Here is a 19010-nt window from a genome sequence, read left to right as displayed (position 1 = left end):
GGGCCGTTCTCCATTTAAGGCGCGCCTCCGCGTGCGAGACCATGGACCGTGCCCTCCTATCGCATCACCATGACCGTCGGCGCGCTCCGACCGGGCGCCCATCCCGCCGCCGTCCTCCCGGCCGCCGACGACGAGGCCGCCCGGATCGCCACCCTCGAGGCGAACGACATCCAGGTCGTCCGCGGCGAACCCCGGCTCACGGTGCGCTTCACCGCCGACGACGACGCGGCGGCCGAGCGCATCGCGGGCGCGGTCCGGGGTCGTGCCGCCGAGCTCGTCGAGATCCCCCGGGCCAGCATCACCCGCCGCGACGGGGGCACCTGGACGCGGATCTGATCCGCCTGGTCCCCTCCTGTCCCCCGACGGTCGCCCTGCGGGGCCGATCACGGACGCGCCACCGAGCATCGCCGGCAACGCCTGTAGTCTCGATCCCAAGAGCCGACGGCGCCTCAGGGGGATGCACCATCGGCTTGGGGGGACGATGATCGAACAGAAGGCCACGCACGACGCGGACGCACGGGAGACCGGCACGCGACGGAGCATGACGGACAGGGCCGCGAAGGGGGTGCGCGCGGACGCCGGCCCGCTCACCGAGGCGGACGGCCTGCGGGCGCACGACTGGCGCCGCACCTACGCGATCGGCCTCGTCGTCACCGACCTCCTCGTCCTCGTCTGGGTCGTCTTCGGCGTCCAGATCGCGTGGTTCGGCTTCGAGACCTCCGACGTCGCCTTCAACGGCGACTACGAGGGCGTCGCCGTGAGCTACTCGCTCATCTCGCTCGTGATCATCGCGAGCTGGATGGTCGCGCTCGGGCTGTACGGCACCCGCGGCTACCGCGTGCTGGGCACGGGGCCGCAGGAGTACCGGCTGATCCTCGACGCCACCGTGCGGCTGTTCGGGCTGCTGGCCATCGTGGCCTTCCTCGGCCGCATCGACTTCGCGCGCGGCTACATCATCATCGCGCTGCCGCTCGGACTCGTGACGCTCGTGCTCAGCCGCTGGATGTGGCGGCAGTGGCTGAACGTGCAGCGCGCCAAGGGCCGCTACTCGTCCCGCGTGCTGCTGATCGGATCCGAGGCGTCCACGGGCTTCCTTGCCCGCGAGCTCGCCCGCCAGCCCTACGCCGGCTACCACGTGGTCGGGGCGTGCATCCCCTCGGGCGTCATCGCGGCCACGCTGCCCGGCACCGGGATCCCCGTGCTCGGCAAGCTCGACGACCTGCAGGCCGCCATGCGCGCGGTCGACGCCGACACCATCGTCATCGCCAGCAACGACGAGCTGTCCCCGGAGCGGATCCGCGAGCTCAGCTGGTCGCTGGAACCCGGACGCCAGCACCTGGTGGTGGCACCGAGCCTCACCGACATCGGCGGTCCCCGCATCCACACCCGCCCGGTCGCGGGCCTGCCCCTCATCCACGTGGAGACCCCCCGCTACGAGGGCACCAAGCTCTTCGCGAAGCGGGCGTTCGACATCGTGGCGAGCACGCTGATCCTCGTCGTCGCCTCCCCCCTGTTCCTCGCCATCGCCATCACCATCCGGCTCAGCACGCCGGGGCCCGTGCTCTTCCGGCAGGAGCGGGTCGGGATCAACGGTCGCCCGTTCCAGATGCTGAAGTTCCGCACGATGGTCACGGACGCGGAAGCCCGTCTGCTCGAGCTCGAGAAGCAGTCGCGCGACGCGGGCAACTCGGTGCTCTTCAAGATGAAGGACGACCCGCGGGTCACCCCGATCGGGCGCTTCCTCCGCCGCTACAGCCTCGACGAGCTGATGCAGCTCGTGAACGTCCTCAACGGCAGCATGTCGCTCGTGGGCCCGCGCCCGCCGCTCGCCCGCGAGGTGGAGGCCTACGAGACGAAGGTGCACCGTCGATTCCTCGTGAAGCCGGGCATCACGGGGCTCTGGCAGGTGAGCGGCCGGTCGAACCTGTCGTGGGAGGACAGCGTGCGGCTCGACCTCTACTACGTGGAGAACTGGTCGATCGTCGGGGATCTCGTCATCCTGTGGAAGACGGCGCGGGCTGTGCTGCAGCGTGAGGGGGCGTATTGAGCGGGAGCGAGACGATCGAGGACAGGGGCCCGCACATCGCCGGCGACGAGGGAGCCGCCCCGCCCCCCGGAGGCGGTCGGCGGGACCGCATCGGCTTGCAGTTCGCGTGGGTGTCCGGCGGCAAGATCCTCGCGGCGCTGATCCAAGCCGCGACGATGCTCCTCCTCGTGCGGGAGGTCTCGCCCGCCGAGTTCGGTTTCTTCTCGGCGGCCTACGGCGTGATCACCATCCCGCAGACCCTCCTCGATCTGGGCCTCCCCAGTCTCATCGTGCGCGAGCGCGCCCGCGACGCCCGCGACGGGATCGTCACCAGGGCGCTCAAGCTCAACAACGTGCTTTCGCTCGCGATGTCGCTCTTACTCCTCGTGATGGGCATCCTGCTCGCCATGACCGTGGACCCGGACTACTGGCTGCTGCTCCCGTTCGCGGTGTGGGCGGCGGCGGAGCGCAACGCCGACGCTTGGCTCGGGGTCGTGTTGGCCGACGGCGACTCCTGGATCAATGTCACGAACCTAGTACTGCGCCGCTTGGGTAGCCTCGTGATCTTCGTCTTGCTCACGCGCTTCTCACCGATGGAGCCGGTGCTCGCACTGGCAGTCGGCTTCGCTGTGGGCGCCTTGCTCTCCTGGCTGTTCGCGCACGTGTTCGTCGCGAAGCGGCTCGTGCCCGGGACCCCGGCCACGGTCCGCGCACTGGTCCGGATGTCGTATCCGTACTGGATTGACTCGGTGGCCAGCCAGGCGCGCAACCTCGACGTCGCGATCACCAGCATCGTGGCGGGGCAGGCACAGGCCGGCTTCTACGCGGCGTCCGCTCGTCTCACCAACCCCCTGCGGATCCTGCCCAACTCGCTCGCGACGATCTTGCTGCCGGCCGCATCCAAGCGCGACTCGTCGAACATCGGCGGACTCCTCAAGCTAGTCGTCGCGGCCACGGCCGGCTTCGCCCTGCTGTACGGCGGTGGGGCGGTCGTCGTCCCTTGGGCCGTCCCCGTGTTCCTCGGCCCTGAGTACAGCGGTGCCATCGTGGCCCTGCAGATCACCTGTGTCGGCCTCGTATTCGCGTCCGCGGCCAGCCTGCTCTCGACCCTGCTGCTCGCCGTCGGACGCAAGCACTTCGTCGCCGGCACCGCGGTGGTCAGCACGATCGCCTGCCTCCTGGGCGTGGCGCTGGGCGCCCTGACGATGGGTGCCGTGGGGGCCGCGCTGGGGCTCGCGGCGTCCTACGCCGTCCAGGCTGTCGTGCTGTTCTTCCGGCTCCTGATGTTCATCATCCGACGCGAGTCGAACTCCTGATCCAGGGCGGCCCGCCCGCCCATCACCCGTCGTCCCACCGAACCAACCGCCGGAGGAGACCCGTGCGCATGACCCGCATCCACCACTACTACGCCCGATACCTAGAGCACCCTTCCGGCGTCACCGACTCGATCGACCATTGGGCCCGCGCCGCGGCGGACGCCGGCTGGGACGCGCGGATCCTCTGCGCGGAGCCACCAGCTGGCCGTGGCCATCGGCAACCGTCGCCGCTCACGCGGTCGATCGCCCACCTCGGACGCGGTCGTGGGTCGTACGTGCCCCTGGGGCTGCTCCGCGAGCTGCGGCTCGGCGACCTGCTGGTGATCCACGAGGGCTGGGTTCTGAGCAACGTCGTGGCCGCGCTGGTGGCGAAGCTCTGTGGTGCCCGCCTTGTGGTGATGCCGCACGGCGTCTACGAGCGTCAGATCGTGGAGAACCAGAGGGACGTGCTCGGCCTGCGCCGGCACCTGGACCGGCTGGTCCTGCGCATGGCCGATGCCGTGCACGTGTTCTACGCCGGAGAGCAGGACGTCGTCCGCGCGATCGAGCCACGCATCTCCTGCTTCGTGACCGTCCCGAACGGCGCGGATCCCGTGCCCGATGGCGAGGCGTGGCGCGGCGGCGGCGACCATTTCCTGTGGATCGGGCGTTTCGACGTCCTGCACAAGGGCCTCGACAACCTGGTGGACGCATGGGCGCGGCTCCCCGAGCCGCGCCCCCGCCTGGTCCTCGCGGGACCGGACTTCCGGGGCGGGCGCGCGCGCATCGCGGCGTCGGTCGCGGCTCAGGGGCTGACGGGGTCCGTCGAGCTGCGGAGCCACGTCGGGGGGACGGAGAAGAACGAGTTGCTGACCACCTGTCGCGCCTACATCCACCCGTCTCGCTGGGAGTCGTGCAGCATCATGTTGCTCGAGGCCCTGGCGGCGGGCGTCCCGAGTCTCATATCGCGCTCGATCCACGCCGCTGACGAGCTCGGGGATGAGGGGATCCTCGGCGTCGTCGACCTGGTGGCAGCGGAGGGCGAGCTGGCGTCGGCGCTCGAGCGCGTCGACGGCGACTGGGAGCTGGGCCGGAGGGCCCGCTCGTGGGCGTCGTCCGTCGGGACGTGGGATGCCGTCGGCAGGCGCGCGGTCGACGAATACCGACGGCATGCAATAAATTAGAAGCATCAATAGGGGGGAATTGAATGACAGTCGTCGTAGTGGATCCGGGGATGGCATCGACCAATCTCGGAGATCAGATCATCTCGGACGCCGTGAACCGGCAGTTCATCGGACGGCTCGGTGACCGCCACGGGGACGTCACCGTCATCCCGATGCACGGGCCACTCACGGACACGTCGCGGGACGCGCTCCGCAAGGCCGACGAGGTGGTGGTCTGCGGGACCAACCTCCTGTCGGACCACATGCGCTTCCGCACCAGCTGGGAGTGGCCGCGTGACGACATCCAGCTGACGAAGGGCAAGCTCACCGTGTTCGGCGCCGGCTGGTGGCAGTACCAGCTCGCGGGCATCGATCCCGTCTCGGCCCGGTGGATGCGCGCCCTCTCGGGCGGCCGCACCTGGGCGGTACGCGACGAGTACTCCGCCCGTCGGCTGCAGGCGGCCGGGATCTCAGCCGTCCATCTCTCCTGCCCGACGCTGTGGGACGTCGACACCCAGACCCTGCCTGCGGAGCAGGAGCGCGTGATCGTCACGCTGACCGACTACAACCAGGACCCTCTCGCCGACAAGCGCCTGGTGGACCTGCTGGCGGAGCGGTTCGAGGTGCTCTTCTGGCCGCAGGGACCGGGCGACCGTCGGTACATTGAACAGCTTGTCGGCCCGGGTGCGTCCTTCGTCGACGCGTCGCTGTCGGCCTTCGACGCCGCGCTGGACGAGCCAGGGACGGCGTATGTCGGCCTCCGGTTACACGGGGGCATCCGAGCCATGCAGCGAGGGGTTCCGAGCCTCATCCTCGCCATCGACAACCGCGCGCGGGAGATCAGCCGATCCGTGGGGCTGCATGCTCCTTCGCGAAACTCGTTCCGCGACATCGAGGCGTCCTTGACGCCAGGGAGGGTGGTGGAGATCGCGCTCCCGACCGAGGCCATCTCCGCCTGGACCGCCGATTGGAAGCTGTCATGAGCCGCGTCGATCTCGCTCCGTCCCGGCGTGACGTGCTCGCGCGCGCGCTCCCGTCCGAGTGGGACATCGACCGGGGCCGTGACGAAGACGAGCGCTTGCGCGTCTCGCGTTTCGGCATCGTCCTCGTGAGGACTTCCGAGCAGTACGAGGACGTGATTGCGCTGGGCGGTCAACCGGTCATCATCCACCGGCAGTTCAGCGTCACGGATTCCCGCGGGTCCCTGCGGCTCCGCCTCGGCGCCCTTCTGGAGCCCTGGCGCTGGCGTCGAACGTTGCTCAACGAGGGTGTGTCGGACCTCGTCGTGTCACGGGGAGGGCCCCGATCGACGTTCGTGCTCGCCGCCCGCCTTGCCTCGGTGGGCGTGCTCGCCTCACCTGTTAAGACGGCGTAGCGCGCCCGCGAGGGGCGGGCGCGCGTCAACGGAGTCGCCCTGCGAGAGGGCCCGATGGCATCTGCGATGCCCCGTGCGTCAGAGGAGAGTTGGGCTACCGTGTGCTGCATTCTCGCGTCGGCTGCTGATCGTCATGACGAGGGGATGCCGTCCGTTCCCAGGGACGGGCCGACTCACCGGTCATCGTTCGTTGACCAAGTCGACCGGCGGTATCCAAATACTCGGCGCCTCACTGCTGGCATCGCGTACGGCGGCGAGGTGCATTCAAGAATCTCGAGTCGAACCCTTTAAGACCCGACATAGAGCATCGCGTCCGCGAGACGCCGCCTGGGGCGCCTGCAACTTTGCCGTGCACGTGACAGCTGCGGATATCCCGGCATCTCGGGGAATCGGAGACGGCCATGGTGCCACCGTCACCGCGGGCCGTCATCGCCTGGCTAGTCCGGGTCCCGGGACAAATCGCCTCACATGCCCATCGACTTCAGGGGCACACCTCAGGAAATTGGCCGACGGGTACCCGACCCGCTGGCCGCTGTCGGTTTTATCGCGTCCCGCCGGGCGACCACGAGGATGCTCACGAGGATCACCGCCAGCGTGCTGGTCGCCTGGAGCAGCGAGCCGCGCAGGAGGATGAGCATGTAGAAGGAGAGGATCGCGGTGGTGATGCCGAAGACCCCCGCCTTGTCGAGCGAGGCTCCCGACCGCGCGTCGGCGCGTTTGAGGACATAGCCGAGGAGCAGGAAGAGCACGACAACCCCTGCCCACCCACCGCTCAGGAACGCTTCCGACCAGAACGGAGCGGACAGGTTCTCGAAGTTGTACCCGCGGAACTGGGCGAGCATCACGCCGGTGTCGATGGGCTTGTCCGGCCACACCGCGCGCGGCACCCAGAACACGAAGGGCCCGAGCAGCTGCGTGCCCCAGAGGACCCCCTCGTCGGCGACGTAGTTAACGGAGTTGATGATCTGGGCGAAGGAGTCATAGTCCCCGCTGTTGACGAACGCGGCGGCGCCGAGCTGGGAAGTGGTGCTCGCGGTCGCACGTCGGAAGATCGAGAAGAGGGGGAACGCCGCAAGGAGGAGGAACACGAGAGCGCCCATGGAGAGCCTCGCGCGCCGACGGGTGGCGAAGCCCCCGAAGAGGACCAGCAGGCTGAAGGCCATCGTTCCGAACAGGTACCTCGATGATGTGACGACGTTGATGGCGAAGAGCACCGCGAGGAGGGCAGCAGGCAGCATGAGGGTGAAGTCGCGGGCCGTGCCCGTCGCACGAGGCTGAGCCCGACGGAAGCGCGTCATGGCGTGCACGCAGACGAGGAGCGGAAGCGTGGCGACCGAGGCGACGATGGTGGACGTCGCCGGGTCGGAGAACGCCATGCTGCGTGCTGCGGCCATCTCGTCTCTGCTCGAGAAGAACGTCGCGGGGCCGAGCCGTCCGACGAAGTATGCCCAGGCAGCGAAACCGATCACGGCAAGGATGACGATGCGGTTCCGGGATAAGGACCATCGTGGCAATGCGGCCGCGCGCATCTGCTGGTCGCTCCGGTGCGGACGCACCCTCCGCGCGATGAGCGCGCCGAACATGGCGGCCCCGAGACCCACCAGGACGACCCCCAGCGCCGTCAGGTCGTATTCGACCTCGATGTTCGGCGTCGTCCCCGGAAAACGCCGGGTGAGCATCTGCGCGAATGCGGGCACGGCGATGAACGCATAGGCGAAGAGCCAGAACGCGAAGGTGAAGAGCGTCTGCCTACCGGAGCCGATCACGATCGCGAGGCGGGTTCCGCTGATCAGCAGGATGAGCAGCGCCCCGGCCACCTCGAGGGGGACCGCACGGTCGGTCGGGTACGGCACGGTGGCGAACACGGCGAGGGGAACGAAGCCGCAGAACGCGATGATCAGCAATGTGGCGGTGAGGCTGCTGGCCGTCGACGCCGCGCTGCCGGCCACCATCGGCCCGGAGGTGGAGGACCGGGGAGGTGCGACGGCGGGTCGACGTGAGGGCGTCTCGGTCATGGGGTGCTCCGATCGGCATAGGCGGGCAGCAGGGTCGAGACGACGGCCGCGATACCGAAGTCGTGGTCCAGGCTCCGTCGCATGCCCTCGGAGAGCGAGCGTCGGAGGGTCGACGCGCCGAGGATCGCCTCGACCGCGTCCGAGAGGTCGGACGGTGCGCCGGCGGTGACGAGGGCCGCGCCCGCGTCGCGGAGCTCCGTCGATATGCCGCAGTCGTCGGTGAGGACGACGGGCGTCCCCACGGCCAGGGACTCGAGGACCGTCATCGGGAACACCTCGCGGACGCTCGGGAGCACGTAGACGTCCGCCGCTGCGAGCCGTTCGCTGGAGGCACCGGGGGCGATGCTCCCCTCGTGGACCAGAGGCAGGCCAGGACGCGCGGCGATGAAGTCCGTCAGCGCGGGGAGGTCGCCCTCGTCGGGGCCGATCACGGTGAAGCGCGCCCGCAAGCCTCGTTCGTGGAGGAGCGCCGCCATCTCGGCGAACGCGAGCACGCGCTTCCGGGGATGCAGCCGCGCGAGGAACAAGACCTCGGGGACAGCGTCGGGGTCGCGATGCCGCTCGACCGACACCGGCGCCACGCCGTTGCGGATCCGCACGACGTGCGCGCCGGACCGGGATACGACGCCGAGCGCCTCCTCCTCGGCATCCGTGAGGGCCAGCACGGCCCGAGCCCCCGCGAGCACACGGCGGACCGCGACGGCGTCCAGGATCCGCGACTTCGGGCGAGCGTCGGCCGTCACCATTCCGTGCGTCTGCAGCACGTAGGGGACGCCCGCGCGTCGACAGACCTCGGCGGCGGCGAGGGCCAGCAGGTGCCGGCCGAGGTGGATGTGGACGACGTCGAACTCACGTACGTGGCGGCGCAGCCCGGCGATCATCGCCGGGGAGACCAGCCCGCTGAACCCGAGGCCGGGGATCGCGTGCGCGCGGAAGAGGCGAACGTCCACGCCGTCCACCCCGAGGTCCACCTCGCCGTCCCACCCCACGACGAGCACGACACCGTGCCCCTGGCGCGCGAGCTCCCGGCACTGCTCCACGGCCACGGCCACCGGGCCGCCGAACGCGCCGTCCTCCGAGACGAAGGGAAGTACGTGGGCGATGCGCAGTCGGCGGGTCACGATGCGCGGAACCGCGAGCCGACGACGGCGCAGTCCGCGCCCGAGACGATCGCGTCGGCGGGGACGTCACCCGCGACCACGGTCATCGGCCGGGCGAGCGCCGAGCGGCCCACGTGCGCGCCGCCGAGGACCAGGCAGCGCGACGTGATCCACGCGCCCGGCTCGATGACGATGGGGCGCGTGATGAGGGCCATGTCGCGCCGGTGCGCGTGGCTGCCCGTTGTAAGCATCGTCTCCTGCGAGAGGACGACGTCGTGGCCCACCGTGATGTGGTCCTGGTTGTGGAACCAGACGCCCTCGCCGATCCAGGAGCGGTCGCCGATGCGCAGCTTCCACGGGAACTTCACCCGCGTGCGCGGCCGGAACACCACGCCGTCGCCGATCTCGGCGCCGAACGCCCGGAGCGCGCGGACGCGCAGCGACGAGCTGATCTGCCACGGGTTCGTGACGAGGAGCAGCTCGACCACGGCCCAGAGGTAGACGGTGCGCTTCGGGCGGTCCCACGCCTGGTGCTCGCCGGGGGCGAGGGACAGGTCGATCACCGGGACGTCGGTCGAGTGATCGGGTGCCGCCGTCACGCGCGCACCCCGGCCCCCAGGGTGGAGAGCGACTGCGCGAAGCGGACGTACCTCGCGTGGGCGCTGACGGGCGAGTAGCGGTTCTGGTACATCCGCTGGGCAGCCGTGGTGAGGACCTCGGCGGCGTCGGTGTCGCAGCGGAGGTCCTGCGCCGCCTGCAGCAGCCGCTCCGGATCGCCCGGCGGGATGATGGCGGCCGCCCCGTGCTCGCGCACGACGCTCTCCGTGATGCCGCCGTCCTCCACCGCGGCGATGATCGGGCGCCGGCTGCTCGTGTACGACGTGAGCTTCGACGGCATGCTCATCTCGCGCACGCCGGGCTTCTCGTTGAGCAGCAGCGCGTCGGCCGCGGCCAGGGCGTACGGGTAGTCGTCGCCGTCGAGCGGCGGGACGAAGCGGAGCGAGCGGATCCCCGCGCCCTGCGCCTCGAGGGCGGCCCGCTGGTTGCCGTCGCCCACGAGCACGAACTCGATGCCGAGGTCGCGCGCGTCCGAGAGGCGGGCGGCCTCGACGACCGACTCCAGCCCCTGCTTCATGCCCATGTTGCCGGTGTGGACGACGGTGAACGCGTCCCGCGTCCAGCCGAGCCGGGTGCGGGCCGCTGCGGTGGAGACGTCCACCGGCCTGATGTGCGTGAAGTTCGGGAGCCCGGAGATGGCCGCGTCGGGCAGGCCTTGCTGGATCAGCAGGTCGCCGAAGCGGGGCGTGATGACGCCGATGCGGTCGGCCCGGCGGAGGAGCGCGTACTCCCCCGTCGCGATCAGGCGCGAGGCGCGGCCTCCTGTTGTTCCGGACTCGCCCGCGGCGTTGCCCGTGAGGTCCTGCACCAGCACGCCGAACGGACGGCGGCCCCGCCCGAGCGCGCCGGCGGCGAGCCCCGCGAGCGACGGCGTGACCGCGATGACGACCTCGCTCGTGTCCCGGCGCACCTCGCGGAGGGCGCCCCGCAGGAAGCTCGCCTCGAGCTTGGCCCGGCCCGCGAGGTCCGGCGTCTCCGGGATGGTGTGGCGGACGCGGGTGATGCGGACGCCGTCGCGCATCTCCTCCCAGCGCCTGCCCTCGGCGTACCGCTCGTCCTGCAGCTTCCACTGCGGGTAGTGCGGTATCCCGGTGACCACGTGCACCGACGCCCCCGCGTCGGTGAGCGCCTCGGCCATCGCGGTCGTGTACGGCGCGATGCCCGTGGTCTCCGGCCAGTAGTTGATGCCGACCAGGCAGACCGTGAGGCCCCCCAGGTCCGCCGTCTGCGTGCGCGCAGCGTCGGTCGTGCTCAATTCCCCCATGGGCCCATTCTGGTGCCTCGAGGTTTCGATGTCGTTAACGGACCGCGCGGCGTCGTACCCCGATTGCCTCCGGGAGCCGCGGTCACGTTAGATTCGACCGGACGGACGGCCGCGCCGGGCGACTGCCCCGCCGCCATCGCGTCGCATCGCATGAGAATCTGGGGGGATCCATGGCCAAGAAGGCTTTCATCACCGGCATCACCGGGCAGGACGGCTCGTACCTGGCGGAGCTTCTGCTCGCCAAGGGCTACGAGGTCCACGGCCTCATCCGCCGCTCGTCGACGTTCAACACGTCGCGCATCGACCACCTGTACCAGGACCCGCACGAGGACGGCGCGAAGCTCTTCCTCCACTACGGCGACCTGAGCGACGGCTCGCGCCTCACGACGCTGATGATGCAGATCCAGCCCGACGAGGTCTACAACCTCGCCGCCCAGTCGCACGTGCGCGTCTCGTTCGACGAGCCCGAGCACACCGCCGACACGACAGGCACCGGCACGATCCGCCTGCTCGAGGCCGTGCGCCTGTCGGGCATCGAGACCCGCTTCTACCAGGCCTCCTCGAGCGAGCTGTACGGGGCCACTCCCCCGCCGCAGAGCGAGACCACGCCGTTCTACCCGCGCTCGCCGTACGGCGCCGCGAAGCTCTACAGCTTCTGGATCACGAAGAACTACCGCGAGGCGTACGACATGTTCGCCGTCAACGGGATCCTGTTCAACCACGAGTCCCCGCGCCGCGGCGAGACGTTCGTGACGCGCAAGATCACGCGCGCGGTCGCCGCCATCAAGGCGGGCAAGCAGGACCACGTCTACCTCGGCAACCTCGACAGCATCCGCGACTGGGGCTACGCGGCCGAGTACGTCGAGGGCATGTGGCGGATGCTGCAGGCCGACGAGCCCGACGACTTCGTGCTCGCCACCGGCGGCAACTTCACCGTCCGCGACTTCCTCGAGACCGCGTTCTCGCACGCGGGCCTCGACTGGTCCGACCACGTGCGGTTCGACCCGCGGTACCTCCGCCCCACCGAGGTGGACGCGCTCGTCGGCGACGCCACGAAGGCGCACGAGAAGCTGGGCTGGAAGGCCACGGTCGACACCACGATGCTCGCCCGGATCATGGTCGACGCGGACATCGCCGCGCTCGAGGCCGAGGGGCGTCCGTGGATCGACACCGTGCGGCTCGCGAGCTGGGGCACGGCCGACGCGACCGCGGTCGAGGCGTGAGCGCGGCCCCCGCGTCTGCCGCCGACGAACGCGACGCCGTCGCGTTCACGCCCGCGCCGCTCGACCGATCGGCGCGCGTCTACGTGGCCGGCCACCGCGGCCTCGTCGGCTCGGCGATCGTCCGCAGGCTGGAGGCGGAGGGCTTCACCGACGTCGTCGGCCGCACCTCGGCCGAGCTCGACCTCAAGGACCGCGACGCCGTGTTCGCGTTCTTCGCCGCCGAGGAGCCCGTGCACGTGGTGCTCGCGGCCGCGAAGGTGGGTGGGATCCTCGCCAACAGCACCTACCCGGTCGACTTCCTCAGCGACAACCTGAGGATCCAGGTCAACGTGCTCGACGCCGCGCTCGCGCACGGCGTGGACCGCCTGCTGTTCCTCGGCTCCTCGTGCATCTACCCGAAGCTCGCGCCGCAGCCGATCACCGAGGACAGCCTGCTCACGGGTCACCTCGAGCCCACCAACGACGCCTACGCGATCGCGAAGATCGCGGGCATCATGCAGATCCAGGCCGTGCGGCGCCAGTACGGGCTGCCGTGGCTCTCGGCCATGCCGACGAACCTGTACGGCCCGGGCGACAACTTCTCGCCGCAGGGCTCGCACGTGCTGCCGGCGCTCATCCGCCGCTACGACGAAGCGCGCGCGTCCGGCGCGGAGTCGGTGACGAACTGGGGCACGGGCACGCCGCGCCGCGAGTTCCTGCACGTCGACGACATGGCCGCCGCGTGCCTCCACCTGCTGGAGCACTACGACGGGCCCGAGCAGGTCAACGTGGGCACGGGCACCGACGTGACGATCCGCGAGATCGCGGAGACCATCGCGCGCGTCGTCGGCTACGAGGGCCGCACCGAGTGGGACACCTCGAAGCCGGACGGGACGCCGCAGAAGCTGCTCGACGTGTCGAAGCTCGCCGACGCCGGGTGGACGTCGTCCATCGGCCTCGACGAGGGCCTGCGCTCCACGGTCGCGTGGTACCGGGAGCACATCGAGACGCTCCGGGAGTAGGCGCTCCCGCTCGGACCGACGGCCGTCGCGCATCCGCGCGGCGGCCGTCGTCGTGCGCCGCCTCGCGGATGCGTCCCGCGGATGCGTCCCGCGGGCGGTCGCGGATCAGGCCGGGACGCCCGCCAGCGCCTCGTCGAGCATCTGCCGGAACGCCGGCGTGATGACGGCCGCGTACTGCGGGGTGGTGTGCACGCTGTCGCGCTTCGTCGGCGTGCTGCCGACGAACGACGGGCAGGTCTCCTCCCAACAGAACAGAGACGAGGTGTCGAGGTAGGCGATGCCGAGCGCGGTGGCCGCGTCCTGCTGCGCGCGGTCCCCCACCTTCCAGGCGCCGGGGATCGACGCCTGGCAGTCGGCGGGCGTCGAGACCTTCGTGGCGCAGGTCTCGAGCGGCTGGCCGGTGGGCGGAGAGGAGACGAGCACGACCTTGCCGACGCTGTCGCGCACCTGGCCGACCGTGCTCTGCACGCCCTCGGACCACTCCGCCACGGCGTCGTCGCCGGTCGCCTTCGACGCGAGCTTGAGGATCTGTCCGTAGCTGTTGCTCACGAACAGGATCTCGGGCTTCTCCTCCTGGATGGCGGCGATGGCCTGCGTGCGGAAGTCCAGGCATCCGCTCTTGGTGGAGGCGTCCGGGAAGTCCCACTCGACGTCCATGACGGCGCAGCCCGCGAAGGTGAGGCCGCGGATGTGGTGCGTCGCCTCGAACATGGCGCGCACGGTGGGCAGCAGCGTGATGCTCGTCGAGTCGCCGAGCACCATGATCGTGGGCTTCCGGCTGTCGCCGAAGGAGCAGGAGCGGGGGTTGTCCACGTCGGTGCGGCCGCAGCCCTGGCCGTCCTCCACGGGGACGGCGGACTTCTCGAGGCCGTCGATCGCGGGGTCGAGCGCGGGCCAGCTCGTCGCGGCGAGGGCGTCGCGGATCTGGCCCTGCAGCGCGCCGAGGTCGCCGGCGGCGAGCACGGCGGGGTCTGTCGGGTCCTCCTCGCCGGACGCGGCGGGACCCGGCGCGAGGCGCGACGCCTCCTGGATCTCCTGCTGCCGGACGACGGCGAGGCTGATGAAGGTGACCGTCAGCAGCGCGGCCGTGCCGAGGGCCGCGACCTTCGTGCCCGTCGACGCGCCCAACCCCGGGCGGCGGCGCGCGCGCCGCTTCTTCCGGCGTGCGGCGGCACCCGGCTCCAGCCAGTGCGAGCGGCGGATCGGGTCCTCGAGGCCGTGGTACGAGAGCACCGAGAGGCCCAGGGTGAGCACGAGCACGATCACCGGGTAGCCGAGGTCCGCGGTGTCGGCGACGGCCGCGAGGATCACGATGACGGGGAAGTGCCAGAGGTAGAGCGAGTACGAGATGTCGCCGAGGTAGCGCGACACCGGGTTCGTCAGCGGCCAGAGGAAGCGCTGCGCGCCGCCCGTGCCGCCCGCGATCACGAGCGCGGCGCCGACGACGGGGATCGCGGATCCGGGCGCGGGGATGGGCGACGCGCTGCTCAGCGCGAAGAGCCCGTAGGCGATGACGGCGAGGCCGGCCCACGCGATGACCGGCCGCGCGGCGTCCGGGATGCGGCGCAGCAGCGGCGTGGCGACGGCGAGGAGCGCCCCGATCCCTAGCTCCCAGGCGCGGGAGAGCGTGGAGAAGTAGGCGATGGCGGCGTTGCCCGCGGTGTCGGCCATGGCCCAGGCGAACGATCCGATGGTGACGATCAGGAGGATGGCGGTGAGGATCCCGCGGTATCGGCCCGGCCCCCGGAAGCGCAGCGAAAGCGCGAGGCCGAGCGTGAGGAGGATCGGCCAGACGACGTAGAACTGCTCCTCCACGCCGAGCGACCAGTAGTGCTGGACGGGCGAGACGGCGCTGTCCGCGGCCCAGTAGTCGGTGTCCGTCGCGGCGAAGCGCCAGTTGGCGACGAAGAAGAACGCGGCGACGCTGTCCCACGCGATCGCCGAGGCGCGGCCGGAGAGGAAGACCATCCAGCTCGCGAGCACCGTGACGAGGAGGACGGCCGTCGAGGCCGGCAGGATGCGCTTGACGCGCTTGCGGTAGAAGTCGGCGAACGAGATGCGGCCGAGCTTGTCGTGCTGGCGCAGCAGGAGCGACGTGATGATGAAGCCCGAGATCACGAAGAAAACGTCGACGCCGAGGAAGCCGCCGGACGGCCAGGCGAGCAGGTGGTCGAGGATGACCGAGATGACGGCGAGGGCGCGGAGGCCCTGGATGTCGCCGCGGAACGACTTCGTGCTGGATCCCTCCGGCGCGACGGTCGTGGATCGGCTCGTGCGTGTGGGTCGCGTGCTCGTCATCAGGTCCTCGCGGGTGGCGGCGGGCCCGACGCGCGCACTGGCGCCTCGTCGGCGGGTGGCCGGTGGCGGTCGTCGGTCGCCCTCGGGGCCCCCGCGACCGGGGTGATTTCGATACCCATGGTAATCGAGGGGACATCGCCGTGGCGGTCCGCACGGCGTCGTGCTATGGCGACGGCGGACCCCAGTCCGAGGGGTGCGCTCGGTGCCGTGGTCCCGCGACGCCGTCGCGGGACGCGGGACCATGCGGGAGTAGGGCGGATGGGACTTGAACCCATGACCGACGGATTATGAGTCCGCTGCTCTGACCAGCTGAGCTACCGCCCCGCGGCGAGCGGACTAGACGGAGCCGGAGCCGTCCGCGTGTCCGCGTGCCTCGTCCGTGACCGGCGCGTCTACGGACTCGCCACGATACAGGCTCTCGAACGTCGAGATCGTGCGCTCGATGTCGTGCGTGGCGACCACCGCGAGGCTCTCGCGCTTCATGCGCTGGAGCTCCTCCTCGGGCAGCTCGAGCACCCGCTGCAGCTTCGTCGCGAGGTCGTCGACGTCGCCGGGGCGGAAGAGGTAGCCGTTCTCGCCGTCGTGCACGAGGTGCGGGAGGGCCATGGCGTCGGCGGCGACGACGGGCAGCGCGGAGGCCATCGCCTCCATCGTCACTATGGACTGCAGCTCGGCGATGCTCGGCATCGCGAGCACGGTCGCGCGCGTGTAGGCGCGGCGCAGCTCCTCGTCCGTGACGTATCCCGCGAAGGTCGTGCGGTCGGCGATGCGGAGATCGACGGCGAGCTTCTCGAGCGCCGTCTTCTGGTCTCCGCCGCCGACGATCTCGAGCTCGGCATCGAGCGATGCAGGCAGGATCGCGAAGGCGCGCAGCAGCACGTCGATGTGCTTCTCCCCCGTCACCCGGCCGACGAACACGATGCGGTTCCGGGTGCGCGGCGAGAAGTCGGGCGTGTAGTTGCCGGCGTCGATGCCGCAGGAGATGGCGATGACGCCCTGGAGGCCCGTGTACTTCTCCAGGAACTGCGCGGCGCGACGCGTGGGCGTAGTCACGGCCTCGGCCCGGCCGAACGTCCGACGCGCGGCCTTCCACGCCATGGAGATGGCCTTGTCCTGCCACGCGACCGGCAGCAGCGTGTGCTGGAGCATGTTCTCCGGCATGAAGTGGTTGGTGCCGATGATGCGGATGCCGCGCTTCTCGGCCTCGATGCTGAGGCCGCGGCCCGTGAGGATGTGCGACTGGAAGTGCACCACGTCGGGCTGGACCGCGTCGAGGATGCGGGCGGAGTCGCGGTTGACCGACCAGGGCTGGGCGAAGCGCAGCCAGTCGTGCGGGTACCAGCGGTAGCTGCGGAGGCGGTGCGCCGTCATCTCCTGGCCGTCGTGGATCTCGGTCCACGTGCCGTGCTTGCGGCTGGCCGCCGGGGCCACGATGTGCACCTCGTGGCCGCGTCGGACGAGGCCGCCCGCGAGCCGCTCGGCGAAGCGCGCGGCCCCATTTACGTCCGGCGGGAAGGTGTCCGCGCCGATGAGGATGCGCAGGGGGCGACCGGAGGTCATCGGCTCGCGCGGGGTCTGCCCTGAGGTGTTCGGCAAGAAGTGTCTCTCCAGTGGTGTCGGCGTCCGGCGCGCGTCACGTGGATCCGTGCGGCGCGGGCCGGGTGTCGCAGAGCAACGTATCGCACGGGCCCGGCGGCGGGCCGACGGCGCACCGGGGTCACGGCAGCCGCCGCCGGGCGGCCGGCTGCTCGGTCGTCGGCCGGGTCAGGAGGCGTGCGGGTGGTGCTTTGCGAGCTGGAACACCCCGGTGACGGCGACCGCGCCCGCGACGAGGAAGGCCACGCCGGCGTACAGCGGCGCGTCCGCGGCCTCGCCGAGGACGGTCACGCCGATGCAGACGGCCACGAGCGGGTCGACCACCGTGAGGCCCGCGATGACGAGGTCGGGCGGGCCGGACGAGTAGGCCGTCTGCACGAAGTACGCGCCGAGCAGCGTCGCGGCGACGAGGGCCACGATGCAGACCGCGGTCAGCACATCGAAGTCGCCCGTCGTCAGGCGGTTGATGACGACCTTGGCGAGCGTCGCCACGAAGCCGTAGAGCACGCCCGCGCTGATGATGTAGAAGATCGCGCGCACGTGCCGGCGGAAGTAGAGGAAGAGGCCGCCCAGCAGCGCGAGCACGATCGCGAGGATCACCAGGATGGTGATGAGCTCGGGCGTGCGGATGGGCGTCTCCTTGGCGAAGACGGCCGCGAAGACCACGAAGAGGCCCACGCCGCCGATGCAGAGGGCGACCGCCCGCTTGGCCTTGAGGTCGAGCCGCTTGCCCGTGGCGCGGGAGTTGAGGATCGCCGTCACCACGAGCGCCACCGCGCCGAGCGGCTGGACGACGATGAGCGGCGCGAGGCGCAGGCTCGCGAGCTGGAACACGATGGCGAGGCCGAGCATCACGGTGCCGGCGACCCACGACGGGCGGCCGAGCAGCGCGCCGAGCTGGCGGAGGCTGAGGCCCGACGTGCTCTTCTTCCCGCGCGCCTCCATCTTCGCGACGCCCTGCGACTGCAGCTGCGCGCCCAGGGACAGGAACACGGCGCCCACGAGCGCGATGGGGATGCCGAGCGCCTGGTACGGGGTCAACGAAGCGGCCTGGAGAACGGGGCTGGCGTCGAAGGGCACGCCCCGACCCTACCCGGCGGCCCGCCTATCATCGGCAGCATGGCCGTCCTCCCCATCCGGATCACCGGAGACCCCGTCCTGCACGCCCCGGCCCGCGATGTGCAGGCGTTCGACGACGACCTGCGCAGCCTCGTGGCCGACATGTACGAGACCATGGACGAGGCGCCCGGGGTGGGCCTCGCGGCTCCGCAGGTGGGTGTGCCGCTCCGCGTGTTCGTGTACTCCTACGAGACCGACGACGGCGAGCCGCTGCGGGGCGTCGCCGTGAACCCCGACCTCTTCATCACGCCCGTCGCCGTGCGCGAGGCCGACGAGGACACCGAGGAGGAGGGCTGCCTGTCCTTCCCGGGCGAGCGCTTCCCGCTGGTGCGCGCCGACCGGGCGATCCTCCGCGCGGTCGACCTCGACGGCCGCCCGTACGAGATCGAGGCCGCCGGCTGGTTCGCGCGGATCCTGCAGCACGAGTACGACCACCTCGACGGGCTGCTCTACACCGACCGGCTCGCGCACGAGCACCGGAAGCCGGTGGCGAAGGTGATCCGCAAGAGCGGCTGGGGCGTGCCCGGGAACTCCTGGCTGCCGGGGCGCGACCACCTCGAGGACTGAGGGCGGGGGCACCGGGCCGCGCACGGGAGACTGCGCCGGCTGGGACGCGCGCACCGCGCGCCGGGCAAAGTAAAAGGCCCCGCGGGTGGAGCCGCGAGGCCTTCGCTCCCCGAGTTGGACTCGAACCAACAACCTGCCGGTTAACAGCCGGCTGCTCTGCCAATTGAGCTATCGAGGATCACGTGGAGCAACCTGGAAAGCGTAGCAAAGAATCCGGGCGCCTCCGCTCACCTAGCTGTACTGGGTCATGACGTTGGTGACACTCGGGCCGCGGGCGTGAGCCCGTGGCTTGAGTGGATTCGTTCAGTGTTGTAGTGCTCGATGAAGGGGTCAAGCGCGTCGGCGCGGTG

The 19010-nt window shown here is 70.7% G+C and carries 16 protein-coding genes, 2 tRNA genes and 1 pseudogene; 9 read left to right on the top strand and 10 right to left on the bottom strand.

From position 1 onward, the window contains the following. The first annotated feature begins 48 nt into the window (after positions 1 to 48). From HDR73_RS06855 to HDR73_RS06830, 6 genes are all read left to right on the top strand, one after another. A complete protein-coding gene (locus HDR73_RS06855; RefSeq protein WP_012298960.1) occupies positions 49 to 336 on the top strand; it encodes a hypothetical protein in 288 nt (95 codons plus the stop codon). A 145-nt stretch (positions 337 to 481) separates the two neighbouring features. After that, positions 482 to 2047 (top strand): sugar transferase, encoded by a 1566-nt coding sequence (locus tag HDR73_RS06850; RefSeq protein WP_041464527.1) that lies wholly within the window; start codon positions 482 to 484, stop codon positions 2045 to 2047. Further along, a complete protein-coding gene (locus tag HDR73_RS06845) occupies positions 2044 to 3342 on the top strand; it encodes an oligosaccharide flippase family protein (protein ID WP_041464526.1) in 1299 nt (432 codons plus the stop codon). The genes HDR73_RS06850 and HDR73_RS06845 overlap by 4 nt, the downstream gene beginning before the upstream one ends. 68 nt (positions 3343 to 3410) lie before the next feature. Next, positions 3411 to 4505 (top strand): glycosyltransferase family 4 protein, encoded by a 1095-nt coding sequence (locus HDR73_RS06840; protein ID WP_133064080.1) that lies wholly within the window; start codon positions 3411 to 3413, stop codon positions 4503 to 4505. 50 nt (positions 4506 to 4555) lie between these two features. Further along, positions 4556 to 5467: a polysaccharide pyruvyl transferase family protein gene (locus HDR73_RS06835; protein ID WP_041464525.1), complete on the top strand. Its 912-nt coding sequence runs from the start codon at positions 4556 to 4558 to the stop codon at positions 5465 to 5467. Then, positions 5464 to 5859: a hypothetical protein gene (locus tag HDR73_RS06830; RefSeq protein ID WP_012298955.1), complete on the top strand. Its 396-nt coding sequence runs from the start codon at positions 5464 to 5466 to the stop codon at positions 5857 to 5859. The genes HDR73_RS06835 and HDR73_RS06830 overlap by 4 nt, the downstream gene beginning before the upstream one ends. A 494-nt stretch (positions 5860 to 6353) precedes the next feature. On the opposite strand, the gene HDR73_RS06825 is transcribed toward HDR73_RS06830, so the two are convergent. From HDR73_RS06825 to HDR73_RS06810, 4 genes are read right to left on the bottom strand one after another with little or no spacing between them, the layout of a single operon-like run. Beyond that, a complete protein-coding gene (locus HDR73_RS06825; RefSeq protein WP_012298954.1) occupies positions 6354 to 7874 on the bottom strand; it encodes an O-antigen polymerase in 1521 nt (506 codons plus the stop codon). Further along, positions 7871 to 8995, bottom strand: a complete 1125-nt coding sequence (locus tag HDR73_RS06820) for a glycosyltransferase (RefSeq protein WP_012298953.1) — start codon at positions 8993 to 8995, stop codon at positions 7871 to 7873. The genes HDR73_RS06825 and HDR73_RS06820 overlap by 4 nt, the downstream gene beginning before the upstream one ends. Beyond that, entirely contained in the window at positions 8992 to 9573 is a 582-nt protein-coding gene (locus tag HDR73_RS06815; RefSeq protein ID WP_012298952.1) for an LbetaH domain-containing protein, read from the bottom strand. The genes HDR73_RS06820 and HDR73_RS06815 overlap by 4 nt, the downstream gene beginning before the upstream one ends. Further along, the gene (locus tag HDR73_RS06810; protein ID WP_012298951.1) at positions 9570 to 10856 is read right to left on the bottom strand and encodes a glycosyltransferase family 4 protein; all 1287 of its coding nucleotides are present in this window, start codon (positions 10854 to 10856) and stop codon (positions 9570 to 9572) included. Before HDR73_RS06810 ends, HDR73_RS06815 begins: the two co-directional genes overlap by 4 nt. Before the next feature lie 170 nt (positions 10857 to 11026). Here HDR73_RS06810 and gmd point away from each other — a divergent pair, with 170 nt between their 5' ends. Both gmd and HDR73_RS06800 read left to right on the top strand, forming a co-directional pair. After that, a complete protein-coding gene (gene gmd / locus HDR73_RS06805) occupies positions 11027 to 12079 on the top strand; it encodes a GDP-mannose 4,6-dehydratase (RefSeq protein WP_012298950.1) in 1053 nt (350 codons plus the stop codon). Continuing rightward, the gene (locus tag HDR73_RS06800) at positions 12076 to 13080 is read left to right on the top strand and encodes a GDP-L-fucose synthase family protein (protein WP_012298949.1); all 1005 of its coding nucleotides are present in this window, start codon (positions 12076 to 12078) and stop codon (positions 13078 to 13080) included. The genes gmd and HDR73_RS06800 overlap by 4 nt, the downstream gene beginning before the upstream one ends. A gap of 105 nt (positions 13081 to 13185) precedes the next feature. Here the strand turns inward: HDR73_RS06800 and HDR73_RS06795 are convergent, their stop codons facing one another. The 4 genes from HDR73_RS06795 to HDR73_RS06780 form a co-directional block, all read right to left on the bottom strand. Beyond that, positions 13186 to 15378 carry an acyltransferase family protein gene (locus tag HDR73_RS06795; RefSeq protein ID WP_041464523.1) on the bottom strand — a complete coding sequence of 731 codons (2193 nt, stop codon included), beginning with the start codon at positions 15376 to 15378 and terminating at the stop codon, positions 13186 to 13188. A 250-nt stretch (positions 15379 to 15628) separates the two neighbouring features. Then, positions 15629 to 15702, bottom strand: a tRNA-Ile gene (locus HDR73_RS06790). A 12-nt stretch (positions 15703 to 15714) separates the two neighbouring features. After that, positions 15715 to 16974 (bottom strand): glycosyltransferase, encoded by a 1260-nt coding sequence (locus HDR73_RS06785; protein ID WP_012298947.1) that lies wholly within the window; start codon positions 16972 to 16974, stop codon positions 15715 to 15717. A 168-nt stretch (positions 16975 to 17142) separates the two neighbouring features. After that, positions 17143 to 18054 carry a DMT family transporter gene (locus HDR73_RS06780; protein ID WP_012298946.1) on the bottom strand — a complete coding sequence of 304 codons (912 nt, stop codon included), beginning with the start codon at positions 18052 to 18054 and terminating at the stop codon, positions 17143 to 17145. Positions 18055 to 18093: 39 nt separating this feature from the next. On the opposite strand from HDR73_RS06780, the gene def reads away from it, so the two are divergent. After that, on the top strand, positions 18094 to 18660 hold the full coding sequence (gene def / locus HDR73_RS06775) for a peptide deformylase (protein WP_012298945.1): 567 nt from the start codon (positions 18094 to 18096) through the stop codon (positions 18658 to 18660). A gap of 105 nt (positions 18661 to 18765) precedes the next feature. On the opposite strand, the gene HDR73_RS06770 is transcribed toward def, so the two are convergent. Together HDR73_RS06770 and HDR73_RS06765 are read right to left on the bottom strand one after the other, a co-directional pair. After that, a tRNA-Asn gene (locus HDR73_RS06770) sits at positions 18766 to 18838 on the bottom strand. 67 nt (positions 18839 to 18905) lie between these two features. Next, positions 18906 to 19010, bottom strand: a pseudogene (locus tag HDR73_RS06765) (IS481 family transposase); the annotation flags it as partial.

It is taken from the genome of Clavibacter sp. (genome assembly GCF_014802555.1).
Taxonomy (GTDB): domain Bacteria; phylum Actinomycetota; class Actinomycetes; order Actinomycetales; family Microbacteriaceae; genus Clavibacter; species Clavibacter sepedonicus.
This window is presented reverse-complemented; position numbering and strand designations above follow the sequence as displayed.